19 protein-coding genes and 1 tRNA gene are annotated in these 16386 nt (G+C 51.3%); 13 read left to right on the top strand and 7 right to left on the bottom strand.

Translation table 11 applies throughout. From position 1 onward, the window contains the following. The 6 genes from LBJ25_02875 to LBJ25_02900 form a co-directional block, all read left to right on the top strand. The coding region (locus LBJ25_02875; protein ID MDR1452901.1) for a hypothetical protein at positions 1–515 on the top strand (515 nt) is incomplete at its 5' end. A 304-nt stretch (positions 516–819) separates the two neighbouring features. Beyond that, positions 820–1002, top strand: a complete 183-nt coding sequence (locus LBJ25_02880) for a PIN domain-containing protein (GenBank protein ID MDR1452902.1) — start codon at positions 820–822, stop codon at positions 1000–1002. Positions 1003–1277: 275 nt separating this feature from the next. Continuing rightward, positions 1278–1350: transfer RNA gene (locus LBJ25_02885), tRNA-Asn, on the top strand. Between the two features lie 410 nt (positions 1351–1760). Next, entirely contained in the window at positions 1761–2765 is a 1005-nt protein-coding gene (locus tag LBJ25_02890; GenBank protein MDR1452903.1) for a PDDEXK nuclease domain-containing protein, read from the top strand. Positions 2766–2960: 195 nt separating this feature from the next. Continuing rightward, positions 2961–3224 (top strand): hypothetical protein, encoded by a 264-nt coding sequence (locus tag LBJ25_02895; protein ID MDR1452904.1) that lies wholly within the window; start codon positions 2961–2963, stop codon positions 3222–3224. Further along, positions 3225–3860 carry a sigma-70 family RNA polymerase sigma factor gene (locus LBJ25_02900; protein MDR1452905.1) on the top strand — a complete coding sequence of 212 codons (636 nt, stop codon included), beginning with the start codon at positions 3225–3227 and terminating at the stop codon, positions 3858–3860. It abuts the gene before it with no gap. On the opposite strand, the gene LBJ25_02905 is transcribed toward LBJ25_02900, so the two are convergent. Further along, complete coding sequence (locus LBJ25_02905; protein ID MDR1452906.1) at positions 3857–4066, bottom strand: hypothetical protein; 210 nt, start codon at positions 4064–4066, stop codon at positions 3857–3859. The genes LBJ25_02900 and LBJ25_02905 overlap by 4 nt on opposite strands. A 3-nt stretch (positions 4067–4069) precedes the next feature. Here LBJ25_02905 and LBJ25_02910 point away from each other — a divergent pair, with 3 nt between their 5' ends. From LBJ25_02910 to gap, 7 genes are read left to right on the top strand one after another with little or no spacing between them, the layout of a single operon-like run. Further along, positions 4070–4888, top strand: coding sequence for an undecaprenyl/decaprenyl-phosphate alpha-N-acetylglucosaminyl 1-phosphate transferase (locus LBJ25_02910; protein MDR1452907.1), 819 nt, complete (start codon positions 4070–4072; stop codon positions 4886–4888). Further along, the gene (gene murA / locus LBJ25_02915) at positions 4870–6120 is read left to right on the top strand and encodes a UDP-N-acetylglucosamine 1-carboxyvinyltransferase (protein ID MDR1452908.1); all 1251 of its coding nucleotides are present in this window, start codon (positions 4870–4872) and stop codon (positions 6118–6120) included. The genes LBJ25_02910 and murA overlap by 19 nt, the downstream gene beginning before the upstream one ends. Next, positions 6120–7544 carry an HDIG domain-containing protein gene (locus tag LBJ25_02920; GenBank protein MDR1452909.1) on the top strand — a complete coding sequence of 475 codons (1425 nt, stop codon included), beginning with the start codon at positions 6120–6122 and terminating at the stop codon, positions 7542–7544. Before murA ends, LBJ25_02920 begins: the two co-directional genes overlap by 1 nt. Positions 7545–7556: 12 nt before the next feature. Then, positions 7557–7961 carry an rRNA maturation RNase YbeY gene (ybeY, locus tag LBJ25_02925; protein MDR1452910.1) on the top strand — a complete coding sequence of 135 codons (405 nt, stop codon included), beginning with the start codon at positions 7557–7559 and terminating at the stop codon, positions 7959–7961. Next, positions 7958–8332, top strand: a complete 375-nt coding sequence (locus LBJ25_02930) for a diacylglycerol kinase family protein (GenBank protein MDR1452911.1) — start codon at positions 7958–7960, stop codon at positions 8330–8332. Before ybeY ends, LBJ25_02930 begins: the two co-directional genes overlap by 4 nt. Continuing rightward, positions 8329–9357 (top strand): hemolysin family protein, encoded by a 1029-nt coding sequence (locus LBJ25_02935; GenBank protein ID MDR1452912.1) that lies wholly within the window; start codon positions 8329–8331, stop codon positions 9355–9357. The genes LBJ25_02930 and LBJ25_02935 overlap by 4 nt, the downstream gene beginning before the upstream one ends. Positions 9358–9382: 25 nt before the next feature. Then, positions 9383–10384 (top strand): type I glyceraldehyde-3-phosphate dehydrogenase, encoded by a 1002-nt coding sequence (gene gap / locus LBJ25_02940; GenBank protein ID MDR1452913.1) that lies wholly within the window; start codon positions 9383–9385, stop codon positions 10382–10384. Positions 10385–10408: 24 nt separating this feature from the next. Here the strand turns inward: gap and LBJ25_02945 are convergent, their stop codons facing one another. Genes LBJ25_02945 through LBJ25_02970 form a run of 6 tightly spaced genes read right to left on the bottom strand, consistent with a single transcriptional unit; the run spans position 10409 to position 16384 of the window. After that, the gene (locus LBJ25_02945) at positions 10409–11797 is read right to left on the bottom strand and encodes an N-acetylmuramoyl-L-alanine amidase (GenBank protein MDR1452914.1); all 1389 of its coding nucleotides are present in this window, start codon (positions 11795–11797) and stop codon (positions 10409–10411) included. Then, on the bottom strand, positions 11797–13545 hold the full coding sequence (locus LBJ25_02950) for a pilus assembly protein N-terminal domain-containing protein (protein ID MDR1452915.1): 1749 nt from the start codon (positions 13543–13545) through the stop codon (positions 11797–11799). Before LBJ25_02950 ends, LBJ25_02945 begins: the two co-directional genes overlap by 1 nt. Further along, complete coding sequence (locus LBJ25_02955; protein ID MDR1452916.1) at positions 13542–14639, bottom strand: hypothetical protein; 1098 nt, start codon at positions 14637–14639, stop codon at positions 13542–13544. The genes LBJ25_02950 and LBJ25_02955 overlap by 4 nt, the downstream gene beginning before the upstream one ends. A 24-nt stretch (positions 14640–14663) precedes the next feature. Beyond that, positions 14664–15140, bottom strand: a complete 477-nt coding sequence (locus LBJ25_02960; GenBank protein MDR1452917.1) for a hypothetical protein — start codon at positions 15138–15140, stop codon at positions 14664–14666. A gap of 17 nt (positions 15141–15157) precedes the next feature. Next, positions 15158–15706: a hypothetical protein gene (locus LBJ25_02965; protein MDR1452918.1), complete on the bottom strand. Its 549-nt coding sequence runs from the start codon at positions 15704–15706 to the stop codon at positions 15158–15160. An 18-nt stretch (positions 15707–15724) separates the two neighbouring features. Beyond that, on the bottom strand, positions 15725–16384 hold the full coding sequence (locus LBJ25_02970; protein ID MDR1452919.1) for a hypothetical protein: 660 nt from the start codon (positions 16382–16384) through the stop codon (positions 15725–15727). Positions 16385–16386 lie beyond the last annotated feature (2 nt).

Genomic DNA, 16386 nt, shown 5'->3' on the forward strand with positions numbered 1-16386 from the left:
CCAAACAGGATAAATTGACCGACGCGCAGCTGGCCTTGCTGGCTTCACTGAAGACGCTGGCTTTTTTCCCGAAAGGCACAATACTGCCTTTTAGCTCCGCCGCCTGGGACGAAGCCAGTTCGGAATTCAAAACAATCTGGAAAATCTGCGACGGTTCGGACGGCAGAACCATCAATCTGGCTGGTAAATTTTTGCGCGGCGGTAGATACGCTGAGTATGGCCAGACCGGCGGCACGGATACTACAGAGGTACCGTATCACAATCATGGCGTGACCGATAATGGACATGGACATCCAGTGCCTTTCACAATGTCGAATGCTTACAGTGGCGATAACTATGAAGAAACTCCGATTGGTAGAGGTAGACGTGGTGAGTGGTCAGGAAATTGGGGACGCACCGTCACAATTTATGCCGAAAACGCAAAAACAGACATTTCCGTGGACTATGCCGGTTCACAGACAGCTGACAATCGCCCCGCCTTTTGCACTGTGATCTTTATTGAAAAAATACAGTGAGTTTATTTTTTAATAGTATCTATAGAATATATTATGTCCTTGTATAGTGGCTGTTAGTTTGCCCGGTCACTGAGCGAAGTCGAAGTGACCGATAGACAGCGATTATGTCGGTTCGCCAGCGTATCCGTAGGATACTCCGTTCACCGACCGGACACTTAGATGCTTTACCAGCGTATCTGTAGGATACGGGCTCACCCGTCCCAGACCGCTCAGCAACCAAGGCTTCGGATAGCTCCGAAGTGTCCTCATGGCAAGGGTTTTTGTGAAATATCCGGCGACAAAAAAATGGTTTTCACCAACGATAATGCTTGTCACGGAACAGGCTGTAAATTTATACAGACGGTTGCGCAAGAGAGGAGCCACTATCCGCGCCTCGGCGGATTGTCTCATTGCGGCGTATGCTCTGCTGGCGGATATCCCTATTCTGCATAAGGATCGAGATTTTAAGCAAATTGCCCAAAATAGCGCTTTAAGAATATATAAATAAATTTTATCAGATGGGCTATAGTCATTGTCTGTTTGTAATTTACATAATAGAATACAGTAGTATCTTTCCCCGATAGCTAACAACGCCCGCTTAACGCGGCCGTTGTTTCAGGTAACGTAGCGTAGTTATTGTTAATTTGTAAATTAGGTAATAAAATAAAACAACTTTCATTCCCCGATAGCTAACAGCGTCCGCTGACGCGGCCACTGTTTCGTGTTACGGATTGTAGTTATTGTTAGTTTGTAATATAGGTTATAGAATACTGTGGTGTACATTCCCCGATAGCTCAGTCGGTAGAGCAAATGACTGTTAATCATTGGGTCGTAGGTTCGAGTCCTACTCGGGGAGCTTGGCATTAATACCAGCCGAAATATTGCTCGGGCGAAAATAGTGTTTTCAAAACTGATGGACCACGAGTGAGCGTAGCGAACGAAGTCGTCCTACTCGGGGAGCTTGGCATTAATAACAGCCGAAATGTTGCTCGGGCGAAAATAGTGTTTCCAAAGCTGATGGACCACGAGTGAGCGCAGCGAACGAAGTCGTCCTACTCGGGGAGCTTGGCATTAATACCAGCCGAAATATTGCTCGGGCGAAAATAGTGTTTTCAAAACTGATGGACCACGAGTGAGCGCAGCGAACGAAGTCGTCCTACTCGGGGAGCCATATATGACAGCAGACGAAACTTGTCCGGTGGTGTCGGCAAAACCATTTTCATTACCCTATAAGATTTCGATAATCAGTGATATTCTTATACTCGGATGACAAACAAATTAGCCAGAAATTATATTGTCGAAATCAAGCAGATACTCACACAGGCCAGAGCGCAAGCCTATACCGCTGTAAATTCCGCTATGGTGCAGGCGTATTGGTTAATCGGCAAGCGGATTATCGAGGAAGAACAGCACGGCAAGAAGCGCGCCAATTATGGCGAAGAAGTATTATTGACACTTTCTAAAGAATTGACCAAAGAATTTGGCAAGGGGTTCGCTATTTCAAATATAAGGGATATACGTCAGTTTTATCTGACATTTCCAAATCGCCACGCACTGCGTGGTGATTTGGGCTGGACACATTATAGATTTTTAATGCGTATTGATAATGTCGGCGCCCGTCAGTTTTATATGAGCGAATGCGTAAAGTCCAGATGGAGTACCAGACAATTAGAACGTCAGATAAACACTCATTTTTATGAAAGGCTATTATCCAGCCGTGATAAAAAGGCAGTCTCTAAAGAAATAATGAGAGTTGAACAACCTGCTCGGCCCAAGGATTTTATTCGCAGTCCGTATGTTTTGGAGTTTTTAGACGTTTCTCCTGCGCCTAATTTATATGAAAAAGATTTAGAAACAGCCATCATAGATCACTTGCAATCATTCTTGTTGGAATTAGGCAGAGGTTTCTCTTTTGTGGCCAGACAAAAACGTATATCTTTTGATGGGCGAGATTTCTATATCGACCTCGTATTTTATCATTACATTTTAAAATGCTTTGTGTTGGTGGACTTGAAAATGGACGATTTGACGCATCAGGATTTAGGGCAAATGCAGATGTATGTAAATTATTTCAGCAGGGAATTAAGACAGGAAGGCGATAATCCGCCGATTGGTTTAATTTTGTGTGCTGATAAAAGCGAAGCGGTAGTCAAGTATACTTTGCCGAAAGACAACAAACAAATATTTGCTTCTAAATATATGCTTTATTTACCGACTGAAAAAGAATTGATAAAAGAAATAGCACGCCAAAAAAAGATTTTACATTTATAAATCGTAAAAATTGTACTCTTGGGCTGTTTTTTTCCGCGTTTGGATGGCCGCCTGAAAGCCAGTGGCGATAAAAACGGCTGGGCGTGTTACAACTTTTAGCGATACTTTGCTTGGTATTATTTTCGGGGAGCTTGGCGTTCGATACTTACCCTATTCTTTCCTAAAAATAGTGTATAATAAATTCCAAGAGGGAATATGACAGGTTATAATCCGGTAAGTTTTAAATACTTAACAGGCTGGGGGGATGTCGACCTGTCGGCGGCGCCAGTCGCGCAGGCCGCCACTATCGAGGACATTTTCAAGGCTTTGAAAAAATTTTCCGCCAAAGAAAGAGAGTACTTTCGGGATAAATGGCGCGAGGCCTATCGTTTTTACGCCAGCGTGCTGCTGGAGAGTGATGACGCGGAAGCCGCCTGCGGTGATGAATACTTGCAAAAAATCGAAAGGGAATTGAGTTAAATGACAGAGGCGGCGCGGGTGGAAGAAATCTGGAAAAAGGTCAAAAAAACGGTTGATAAAGACATTAAAAAACACCTGACCGAAAAATATTCCGACCAGATACTTAAAAAATACAACAGCAAGATAAATTATCTCATCAACAAATATTTTTCTTCGCTGCCGACGCATGTGGTCAATACCGAGGGCGACGATATCGCCAATGTCGCGCGCATTGAGTTTTTTGAGACGCTCAAAGTCTGGGATCCCGAGCGCAACGAGGACGTCTGGCCGCTGGCCTATTCGCGCATCAGCGGAGCTATGCGCGACCAGATCCGTTATATCACCAAGGCTTCGCCGACGCGGCTCTACAATTGGGTAACTGACGCGTCCAATATTTATCTGGCCGTCGAGCAGGATAATAGTTTTGAAAACAAAATCGAATCCGGCGTGGTTTTAAACGAAGCTCTGCAAAAACTCGACCGCAAAGAAAAATTTATCATTATCAGCCGTTTCAAGCACGATAAGACTTTCAAAGAGATCGGCGAAGCGATCGGCATTTCCGAATCGCAGACCACCCGTATTTATAAACAGGTGATCGAAAAACTGCGCAAGCTGATTGCGGAAAAAGGAGTTTACAAATCGTCCTCGCCTATTTAGACACTTTTCTGGCCGCGCTGCTCACCTCTCTGGCCGCCGTCTGGCCGGTCAAAAAGCTGGCCATTTATTCCAACGCGATCGATTGTCCCAGCCAGCGCAAAATTCACGCGCGCCCCACGCCGAAGCTCGGCGGGCTGGCGATCTTTCTCGGTATTATCGCCGCGCTGGGTGTCAGCCGGATTTTTTACGGCAATATTTTCAGCCACGAAATGATCGTCATCCTGAGCGGCGGCCTGCTGACCGTGGCGCTGGGTTTTGTCGATGATATTTATTCTTTGCCGTGGTCGGTCAAGCTTCTCGGCCAAACCGTTATCGCTGTCCTGGTGGTGTGTTGCGGCATTGAGATCAATTACCTCAAACACCTCCTGTCCCTGCAAATAATCGAGCTTGGCGTTTTCAGCAAAATCCTTTCGGTTTTTTGGATCTTGGTGGTCATGAACATCATCAATCTGATCGACGGTCTGGACGGGCTGGCCAGCGGCATCGCGCTGATCTCGGCTTTCGCGCTCTTTATTATTTCTCTCCTGACCGATCAGCCGCACGTGGTTTTTTTGCTGCTCGCGCTTTGCGGCGCCACGGCCGGTTTTCTGCGTTTCAATTTTCACCCCGCTTCGATCTTTTTAGGCGACACCGGCTCGCTGCTGCTGGGCTATTTGCTGGCGGTCTGTTCGATCACTGGCGTGCTCAAGAGCGCGACAATTATCGCGCTGGGCATACCGCTGCTCTCGCTGCTGATCCCGCTGGCCGACACGGCGCTGGCTATTGTCCGCCGGCTCAAAAACCGTGTGAATATTTTCCTGCCCGACCGCGGGCATCTGCATCATATTCTGCTAAATTATTACAAAGACAGCCAGCGCGAAGTAGTGGCGCTGCTGTATTCCGCTTCAGTCGCGCTCAATCTAGCCGCCGTGCTGCTTTCCGTAACTTCCGGAATATACTCTTACTTGTGGTTTCTAGTTATAATTGTGGTATTACTGATCGCGGCCTTGCGGCTGAAAAAAAGGATCTTATGGCCAGAGTCAAAATAATCGGCGAACAGCCTTTGTACGGCGCGGTTAATATTTCCGGCGCCAAAAATTCCGCGCTGCCGATCATGGCCGCCACGGCGCTGCTGGACGGCGAGAGTTTAATTACCAATGTGCCCGAATTAACCGACATTACGACTATGGTGCGTATGCTGCGCTCGATCAACATCGTCGCCGAACAAAACGGCAACAATATCCGTGTTTACAATAAAAAACAAATCAAGCATTTGATCCCCTATGAGCTCGTCACGAAAATGCGGGCTTCGTTTTTTATCGCGGGGCCGATTTTGGCCAGAGTCGGCATGGTGCGCGTGCCAATGCCGGGCGGCTGCGCGATCGGTTCGCGGCCGGTAGATATTCATCTCAAGGGCTTTGAGGCTCTGGGCGCTAAAGTCCGGCTGGAACACGGCTTCATTGAGATCCGCTGCCCCCAACTCAAGGGCGCGCCTGTGGATTTTTCTTTTCCCAGCGTGGGCGCCACGGAAAATATTATGATGGCCGCCACGCTGGCCGAAGGCACGACCACGCTCACCAACGCCGCGCAGGAGCCGGAGATCGTTGACCTGGCTGAGCTGCTCAATAAAGCTGGCGCCAAAATCAGCGGCGCGGGAACCTCGACAATCACGATCAAAGGCGTCAGCAAACTCTCCGGCGTAAAACATACGATCATTCCTGACCGCATCGAAGCCGGAACCATGCTGCTGGCCGGTTTGATCACGCATGGCAAAGTCACAGTTCACAATGTGCGTCCGGCGGATATTTCCGCGCCGCTTTCCGCGCTGGCCAGCACTGGCGCCAAATTGACCATTAAAAATAATTCTATCGAAGCGGCGGCCAGTGGCGTCTGCCGCAGCACCGACATCGTCACCAGTCCGCACCCGGGGTTTCCGACGGACATGCAGGCGCAGATCATGGCTTATCTAGCGCTGGCGGACGGCATGAGCACTATCCGCGAAACAATTTTTGAAAACCGTTTTATGCACACCAGCGAGCTGCAGCGCATGGGCGCCAATATCCGCATCAAAGAAAGGATTGCTATAATTAAGGGTGTGCCCAAACTTTCTGGCGCAGAAGTCAAAGCCACCGATCTGCGCGCGGGCGCGGCGCTTTGGCTGGCTGGACTGGCGGCGCAGGGCGAGACGACGATCTATGATATTGAGCATATCGAACGCGGCTACGAAAAACTGACGGAAAAACTTTCGCGGCTGGGCGCGAAGATCAAGAGGATCAAATAATGGCCTTTAAAAAAAATAAAGTTTGGCAGGATTTTTTACGCGAGACTGACACGGTCGAAAATCTGATCGGCCTGCTGTGGTTTGTCATATCTTCGGCGATCCTCGTTTGGCCGGTGCTGGCGGATTGGCAGTGGCCGCGCGCGCTGGCGCTGACTATCCTCAACGGCGCGGCGCTCGGACTGATCGTCAACAAAATACTGACCATGCATGCGCGCAGTATTGTCTTTACGCGGCGGATCTTTATTTTGCTGGCTTTAATTTCCTGCGCGGCGCTGCTGGCCGCCAACTATCTGCTGCCGTTTAATCCATTTTTGGTGCCGGTCGCCGCGGCGGTGGCGATCTACGGTTTTGTCTACGGCAATCGCTCGGTGGCGATCTATCTGACCGTTTATCTGGCTTTTGTGCTGGCTTTGCAAAATCCTGAAAACTGGTTTTATTTTTTTATAGTGTACACGTCTCAGGGTTTGTTTCTGATCCAATTGTCCAGCAGCCGGCTGGAGCGCAACTCGCTGGCTTATTCGGCTTTGCTTAGCGCGCTGGCCGGCATCGGCACAATGTTTTTATTCTGCCTGCTCGGGCAAAGCGACTTTCACACTTTGCACGGCAACGCCGCGGCCATGCTGCTTTCGGCTCTAGCCTCGACAGTGATCATCATCGGTTTGCTGCCGTACATTGAGGATATTTTTTATATTGTCACGCCGACCAAACTGCTGGAGCTGGCCAGCCCCAATAATCCGCTGCTCAAACGGCTGCTGATGGAAGCGCCGGGCACGTATCATCACTCGCTGACCGTCGCCAATCTGGCCGAGGCCGCCACAGAAGCCATAAAGGGGAATGCTCTGCTCTCCAGAGTCGGCGCATATTATCACGACATCGGCAAGATCAAACGGCCGCTTTTTTTCGTGGAAAATCAGCACGCTTTTGACAATCCGCACAATCAGCTCAACCCGCAGATGTCGGCGATCATCATTATTTCGCACGTCAAAGACGGCGCGGCGCTGGGCAAAGAATACAAACTGCCGCGGCCGATCATCGATATTATTCAGCAGCATCACGGCGACAACGTCATGTCGTATTTTTTTCATACGTTTAAAGAAACCAATGAGAAAGCCGCCGAGAGCGAAAAAACCACGGTCAATGAAGATGATTTTCGTTATCATGGCCCCAAGCCGCGCACAAAAGAAGCCGCGATCATTATGCTGGCCGATTCCTGCGAAGCCGCGGTGCGCACGCTGGAAAAACCGACACCGTCGCGCGTCAATAACCTGATCAGCCGCATTATCAAGGACAAGATCGACAACGGCCAGCTCGACGACAGTCCGCTGACTTTTCGGGAGATCAGCAAAATCCGCGCTTCTCTACAGCAGACCATCGGCAATATGTTCCACAATAGAATCGCCTACAATGACCAAAGCAAAGACTAGCATATTTTAACCATGCACTACCTAAACAAACTGGTTCAAGTAAAAATCGACCGCGCTATTGTCAGCGCTCTTTTGCGGAAAAGCGGTTTGTCGGAAGTTTCCGTCACGCTGTGCGACCAAGCCATGATCCAAAAATTAAACAAAAAATTCCGCGGGCAAAATCAACCGACGGATGTGCTGTCTTTTGACTGCGGGGACATTATTATCTGTCCGGCAGCCGCGGCGGCCAATGCCCGAAAATACCGCAATACTTTAGCCAAGGAGCTGCTCTACCTGCTCATTCACGGCCTTTGTCATCTGCAGGGGCATGACCACAGCACGCCGCGCGAAACCGCCCGTATGCAAAAAGCCGAGCAGCGCTACTTGGCGTATCTGCGCAAAAAATATAAAATAATAATTACGGGGAGAATCCAGTGAGCTCTAAAAACCGCCGTTTATGGCCCAGTCTGGCTTGTGCTATTCAGGGCATCCGCCAGGCGTTCCGGCAAGAAAGAAATCTGCGTATTCATTGCGCGGCGGCGGCGCTGGCGGCCGCGGCGGGGTTTATTTTTAAACTCTCCGCCGGTGAATGGGCGGTCTTGCTTTTGACGATCACACTGGTAATTTTTGCCGAGCTGCTCAATACCGCGCTGGAAGCCAGTGTCAATCTGGTTACCCGAAAACACCAGCCGGAAGCCAAACTGGCCAAAGACGCCGCGGCTGGCGCGGTTTTGCTCACAGCGCTCAACGCGGTCTTGATCGGCCTGCTGATTTTCGGGGCAAAAATTTGGGAGTTTTTCCGTCAATGATTCTGGAAATTATTTTCAGCATTATTCTGCTCCTGGCTTCGGCTTTTTTTTCCTGTTCGGAAACCGCGCTGACTTCGCTGCCCAAGCATCAGGTCGGTTATCTTAAAAAGCGCAAAGTCAAAGGCGCCAAATCCGCGCTGTTTCTCAAAGAAAACCCGGGCATCATGCTGGCGACGATCTTGATCGGCAATAATTTCGTCAATATCATGCTGTCCGCGCTGGGCACGCTGATCACTTTAAAAATCCTGCGCAATTTCGGCATTGAGAATGAGACCTACACGACGATCATCGCCACGCTGTGCGTCACTTTTATCGTGCTGGTCTTCGGCGAAGTCACACCCAAAAATGTCGGCCTGTCCAAAGCGCGGTATTTCGCGCTTTTTTCCAGCCGCATTATTGTTTTTCTGGCGCATCTTTTCAAACCGCTGGTTTTTAGCTTGAATAAATTTTCCAATCTGGTGATAACCCTGCTGGGCGGGCAGCCCCTCGGTAAAAACAGCCTGATGACCGAGGAAGAGCTGCTCTCGATCATCGACGCCGGGCAAGAAACCGGCGTGATCGAAAAAGAAGAAAAAAATATGCTGCGCGACGTGATCCGTTTTGGGGATTCTTTTGTGGGCGAAATCATGACGCCGCTCGATAATGTCATCTCGGTCAGCGCGACCGACACTATTGAAACCCTTTTTCGCCAAATCAAAAACCGCCTGCCGTCGCGCGTTCCAGTTTACAGCGGCAGCCACCGAAATATTATCGGTGTGCTCTATCTCAAAGACCTGCTGCAAAAAATTCATTACACGCTGAATTATGAACAGCAGCGGATCAATGAATTTAAAGACCTGATCCGGGCGCCTTACATCGTCTATATCGACCAAAAAAGCGCTCAGGTCATGCGCTACATGCGCTTCCAGCATATTCACATTGCTATTGTGCAAAACCGCGATAAAAAAACCGTCGGTCTGGTGACTTTTGAGGATTTACTGGAAGAGATTGTCGGGGAGATACAGGACGAATACGAAAAAGGCTGACAAATTTCGTGTTACAATTCCCCGCATGACCCGCGTGGCGATCAACGGTTTTGGACGAATTGGCCGTAATTTTTTACGCATGGCCGTAAACCGCCCCGATATCGAAGTAGCGGCTGTCAATGACCTGACCAATGCGGCGACGCTGGCTTATCTGCTCAAGTATGATTCGCTACACCGGCGTTTTTCCGGAGAAGTGGATTTCACCGACGAGGCGCTGTTGGTCAACGGGCAAAAGATCCAGATCCTGGCCCAGCGCGATCCGGCGCGTCTGCCCTGGCAAAAACTGGGCGTGGATATAGTGATCGAGTCGACCGGTCTTTTTACCAGCCGCGAGGACGCGCAAAAACATCTGTCTTCCGGCGCTAAAAAAGTCATCATCTCCGCGCCGGCCAAAAATGCGGACATCACTATAGTGCTCGGCGTCAATCAAGAAAAATATCAAGCCGCAGCGCAGCATATTATTTCCAGCGCGTCGCCGACCACACATTGCGCGGCGGTGCTGGCCAAAATCCTGCACGAAAATTATCAGATCATAAACGGCGTTATGACCGCCGTACATTCTTACACCAATGAGCAAAAAGTGCTGGATCTGCCGCACGAGGATATGCGGCAGGGACGCGCCGCCGCGCTGTCGATCATTCCCGTACAGAGCGGCGCGGAAAAAGCGCTCGGCTTGGTCTTGCCTGACCTCAAGGGGAAAATAGAGTGCGGGGCTTTGCGCGTGCCGACGCCCAATGTCGCGCTGGTCGAGCTGGTCGCGCAGCTGGAAAAACCGGCGTCCGGCGCAGACCTTAATGAATTGTACAAAATTCGCTCCGCGGCTCTGCCCGGGATCTTGAGCTACACCGCGGAAAAAGTCGTGTCTGTCGATTTCATGTCCGACACTTCGTCCTGTGTTTTTGACACTTCGCTGACCGCTACCACCGGCCAGCTGGTCAAGCTCTCCGCCTGGTACGACAACGAATCCGGCTATTCCGCGCGGCTGGTCGAGCTGGTCGAGTTTTTAGCGGAAAAGGGAATTTCGTAAGTTAGGCAAAACTATCCGTTTAACTTATTTATTTTTATTCTCCAAATGCCGTTCCAGACCGGAAACTATACCCTGCGCAAGTTTTTGCTGAAATTCCGGCGTGAGGACTAATTTTTCTTCTTTGGGATTGGACATAAACAGCGGCTCGATAAGCACGCCGGGCATAGTAGTATGATTGAGATTGTGCAGCATAGATTTGCGCAAGCCGCGGTCTTTTTGGCCGGTGATCTTGAGCAGCTCCTCATGCACTGCTTTGGCCAGCGCCTGATCCACCGGTTTGTAATAAAAAGTTTCCGCGCCGCTGGCGGTCTCATTGACAAAAGAATTAAGATGCACGCTGACCAATAAATCGGCTTTGTTGCTCTCAGCAAACTGCGCCTGTTTGTCCAGCGACATGCCTTCGTCGCCTTCGCGGTTGAGCAAAGCCACCGCGCCTTTTTCACGCAGCAAAGCCTGCAGCCGTTTGGCAATCGCCAGTGTGAGGTCTTTTTCTTTGTGCCCGCGCTTGGAGATCGCGCCCGGATCGGAGCCGCCGTGCCCGGCAATGATCGCCACGCGCGCGCCTTTCAAAACCGAAACTTGCGGCGGCGCGGAAGCGGTCACCGCGGCCGCGGATTTTGTCACAGACTGCACCGCTGGAGACACTGGCGAAACCGTAACAGCCGCCGTGCTTGCGGCAAAATTTTTTTCTGCCGCGGACGGCGTGACCAAAACCCGCAAAGTATACGGACTGTCCTGTGCCTGTTCATACGCGGCATAATTAGTATTCAGATCCAAAACCACCCGGGCCTGCAGCGGTTCCCAGGTAAACTGGCTGGCGCGCAGCCGCGCCGCCGGACCATAGGGTAAAGCGATCTCTTTATCTATACCCAGCGCTGTCGCCGGAAAATCCAGCGCCAGCCGTTCCGGCGCGGTGAAGCGGCTGACCTTATAATTGAGTGGCACATTGCCGGTCGAAAAAAAAGTCAAACGCAGACTGTTATCATCTTCCGAAACGATTTCCACCAGTCCCAGGCGCAGATTGCCAGTTGGCGGAGTTTTAGGCGGCGGCAGCGCGGTAAATTTCACAATAAAACTATTGCCGCCGTTTTCCCGAAAAACCGCGGGCTGCAATTTTTGGGCGGTTTTAAGCTGGATTTCCACCAATCCCGGATTGAGCGAGCGCTGATCGTAAACAATTGAAGTCAACAAATCGCCGGTAAAATACAGCCGCTGCGGATGCGGTATGTTTAAAACCGCGCCGGACAGCAACAAACGGTAGCCGCCAGCAGTTTGCTCAAAAGAAACTTGTAGCGGCGCGCTGCCGATCACGCTCAAGGTTTGTTTTTCCCAAACAATTGCGTTTATTAAAACGTCCGCCCGCAGGAAATTTAAGCAAACCCAAAAGGCCAAAAACAACTTTGACTTAAACATTAGAACTTATAAACCAGACCTCCGGAGATCTCCGACTGGGTCAGCTTGTCGTGATAATAATAACCTTCGCGGTCATAATCTTCGCCTTCGTATTCATAAAACAAAGAATTTTCCCGCGAGGCCACGCCGTTGAGATACCAGTACAGGTCGCCGAAAGATTGGCCAAAAGCCAGACGCAGGCTGTTTTTATTTTTGTCCAGCGTGTCCAGAGTATTTTTGCGCGTCTGATACCAGTGACTGATCGAAAATTTGCTGTTGTACGGCAGTTTGAATTCACCGAGAGACGCCACCAGATCCCAGCCAGACGAAGCGGAAGTATTGCCACCGAAAATATAACGCGCCCGCTCGTCGACGCGGGTGATCCGGTAGCCAAACCAATCCTGCCGGTAATTCAAGCCGGCTTCCGTGCGGTCAGTAGAATACTCCGCGGACGGCGACTCGTAACGCCAGGTCGAGAGATTATAAGCAGCCCATAGTCGCCGCCGCCAAAGCTCGATCTCATACAACTGCGCGTTGATGCCGCTGGAGCGGAAATTGTCGCGGTAATTGCTGTAATACGAAACCGCTGGCCGGAAAAAAAGCACTTTGTCCAAACCTAAACGCAAGCGCAGACGCTCAACAATATAATCCGGATTGGTCAGCTTTTCCCGCTCGAAACGCTGCAAATAAGTCTCGTAAGAACCGCTCAAAGACAGCAACCGCAAAGGCCGCGCGCTGCCGTAAAAATACCAGCCGCGCATACCGGCATAATTGAAATAATCTGACAAAGCGCGGTAGTCCGGCGCGATGTCGCGGTAAGCGATCTGCCAGCCGTATTTCTCCGTGTCGTAATGCAGCTCGGTGCGTGTGGCGCCAGCATGGTCTTTTTGCGACTCGGCCAATTCCACCACCGCCGCATAATCTGCCCATTGGTAACCGATCTCCGCGGAGTGCAAAGAATAGCTGCCCAGCAGATTGTCCGTTTCCGCCCGGCGCGAGGCTGTTAAATAACCAAGATTAAGATTTTCCAGCGGCCGCCAGCTGAGCCGCGCGCCGCCGACCGACACTTCGCGGTCTTTGTCCGCGATATAATTTTCGCCGACTTCGCGTCCCCAAAAATTCCCCGGCCGCTGGCCGACAAAACCGTCCAGCGCTAGAGTCTGGCTAAAACTGTAACGGCCGGACGCGCCCTGCAGCTCAAGGTACGGCACGGCCAGCTCCGAGTAACGAACAGTAGTATCGCCGATCTCCACAAAACCGCCGCGGCCGGCCAAGCGCGCGGTCAGCAACTCGACCTCGCCAATGTCGTTGCCGTTAGCCGCGGCGTTGTGGCGGTAACGCGTGTAAAAATCCAGATCCAGAGCGCCGACCGCGGCGGAATATTTCAGTGAATTTAAGATCATTTTTTGGTTGACCGGCGTGGCGTTGACCGGATCAAATTTCAGATAAGCTTCCCACTGGCCGTTATTTTTGGCCAGGCGGCGCGCGGCCGCGGCTGTCGTTTGTTTACGGCCGTTAACCCGCACGAACAAAATTTCCTGCCGGTCAGTCCAGTAAAAAAGCCGCGCTTCGCCGCGTTCTTTGGCCTGAATAAGCAGCGCGCCATCGGCCGTGAGCGACACCTCGACAACAGCCGGCGCGGCGTTGACAAAACGCGTTATTTTGGCCGACGGCCTAAAACTATAAGACGCTCCAGCGGTCAGCTCGATCTGCGCCGCGCCGGCTGCAGCGGCGAACAAAATCAAGGCCAGACAAAATTTTTTCATCATTTGATCCTAATTATCTTTTCTTCCATCAGCGTATCCGCGTCGTTTTGTACGGTCAGCACGCAAACATATTCGCCCGCGGGAATAGACCCCGGCAAGCCGATCGGCCAGCTCACATTCAGCGTTTCGACCTTGCCGGGCTTGATCTGCTTGGCGTTGAACTCCACAGTTTTGACCCGCTGATTGGTCGCCGTATCGTAAATAGTGAGCGCCGGTTTGATCGTCATAGCTGCCGCAGCGGCAATATCACAGCGGATCTGCAAAGTATTTTTAGTCTGGTTGTGTTCCGGCTCAAATTTTTCTACCCAGAGTTTAGCGCCGGCCACCGCCTGCGCCGAGTCCGCGGTCAGCAATTGTCCGGTCTGCAACGCGCCATTGGCATCTTCCAGCATATACAGAATTTCCACACGCGCTTTACTGTCAACCGTAGTGCGGCGGTTAAAAACGCCAGTGTAGCGCGCCGTATCGTCTGGCAGCAAGCCGCGTGTAAAGAGCTCGACTTCTTCCAAAGCCTCGCCGTCGACGACCAGCGCCACAAAACCGTGCGCGCTGTTCCAGGCATTGCCGCTGTTGCGCAGGTTGATGTCGTAACTATACACGCCGTTTTGTTTGGCGGCTTTTAATCTCTGCGTGTCGAGAAAATCTTCCGTGTATTTTCTGGTCTTCTGATAAACCAGCGAGCCGACGCGCGCGCCATAATGGATATTGCCAGTGCCCGGCAGATCGGTCTCAAAAAAAATCACCGCTTGGTGTCCGCCAGCGGCGTCTTCCGGTGTGCGCAAAGTGAAAGAAAAGGGCAGCGTGGAATTGGCGGGCACCACGATGCTCTCCGCCTCCAGGGTCAGCCAATCCGCGCAGGAAAACCGCGAGCCGCCCGGCTCTAAAAATTCTTTACCGCCCTTGGCGGTGTGCAGCCAGTCATTAGTGTAGACAAGCAATTTTAGATCTGTGCTGTTGCGGTTCGTCAGATTGATCCTGTGCGTAACCGCCGAACCTCTGTCCGTCTCCAAAAAAATCGACGGGCGGTCGATAGAGATAGTGGTCAACGCGCTGGCCAGACCGCACATCAACAGGATTGCCAAGAATAGTTTTTTCAAAATAAATTCCCCTTTCTATAATTTCTAAATTTCTTCCTCAACTTCAAACCAAATTTTAGTATTGTAAACACCGTTGGGCTGCACGGACGGCACCCAGCGTAATGTTGTGCCCAGCAGCACCTCAACATCTCCTCCGGTCTGATAAGTTTTATCAATAGTCAAAACCGGCACCGGCCTGCCGTGATACGGCGCCCAGCTGTTAAACCCCGTAGAGCTTAGTCCGTTGGTTTTTTGTGGAGAATAAATCTGCCATTCCAAAACGCTATCCTTGAAGCGCAGATCTTCCATAGACAGCGGCTCCTCCAGCCAAGCGTACACAGTCACGTCTTTGCCAGCCGTGCGGTTGATGACTTTAAATCTGATCTGACCATCTTGTTCGCCGTAATAACCGTTGCCGACTTCCGCGTTAAAACGGACATCCCGCCGCGTCGGGTCAAAACTGATCTGAGCAGCGGCGCTTAAAACAGCGGCCAGCAAGATTAGAAAAAGCGCTTTTTTCATTGTGCAATCCCGCGGTTTTATTCGGTCAGAGTCAGCAGCACGCGTCCGGAATAATTGCCTTCCGGCATCGCGTCCGGTACTTTCACGCCAAAATTCAGCGGAACATACGTGCCTTCATAATTATTGAAACCGGCGTCGCCGCGCGCGGTGCTGGAATAAACGATGTTCGGCCGGCTGAGCACTTTTTGCTCGGCCGCCACCAGATTGCCCGGCAGATTTTTGCCGTTGGGCGAACGCGCCGACAGCAGGCCGCGCACCAGCAGAGAGCCTTCCGGCAAGGTCAGCCCTTTGGCCAGATCGCTCAGAGGCTCGGTCTCCTCGACCTGCAAATACCATTGCCGGCCGCTGTTGGATTTACAGCCGGCCACGATCACGCCTGTCACCGGAAAATCTTTGCTGCCCGGCGCGAGCGAGCCGAGATCAAAAGCGCCGGCCGCCGGAAACGCGCTGGCATCCTGCAGCTCCAGCGTAAAAGTATTACCCACCACATTGACCTCCAGATTGACCGCTTCGGGATTAGCCGCCAGCAGACCGATCAACACGCCCAGCAGGATTATTTTGCGCATAAAAACTCCTTTGTTTTTTTATTTGGCCAATTTCACCAATTGCAAATTATCCAAACCGACATTCAAGCGGCCGGCTGGCGTATTGGACAGCGCAATGATCTGTATATGCAGCAAACCGCCAGACCCTCCGGCCGTGCCGGCATCCCAGCGGTCATTGCCGATACCGGGGTTGACATCCACGAAACGGCTGAACGGAATTTCCACCGTGCGCCAGCCTTCCCAGTCCACGACGATCTCGTACTCTAATTGATCGTCTGACGTCGGCTTGAAATTTTTGTCCTGCTCGACCTGATACGTGCCATTGTCGTCGTCAAAAAGCTGGATGCGCAGCGTGCCGCTGTTCAAACCTGAGCCGTAAATATCCAGCGCCAGAGCGTTGTACTCCGCGGCGCTTTTGCCAATATAAGCGCCCAGGCCGCCAACATAATAATTTTCCGCTTTGCCGGTCAACTGGAGATAGGCTTGGCCGCGGCGGCGGTCTTTAGACTCGGCAATAATTGTCTCCAGCCGGTCGAATTTCCACCACTCCGGCGCGGCGCTGATATTGCCGTCATCAAAATTTTCGATGAGCAAAACCTTATCGTATTCCGAAGCCACGCCAGCCACAGGCTCAGCGGCCGACAGCAAAAATCCCATGCACAGAAAACAACCAGTTATCATGATAAAAGCTTTTTTCATGC

It is taken from the genome of Candidatus Margulisiibacteriota bacterium, assembly GCA_031268855.1.
Classification (GTDB): Bacteria; Margulisbacteria; Termititenacia; order Termititenacales; family Termititenacaceae; genus Termititenax.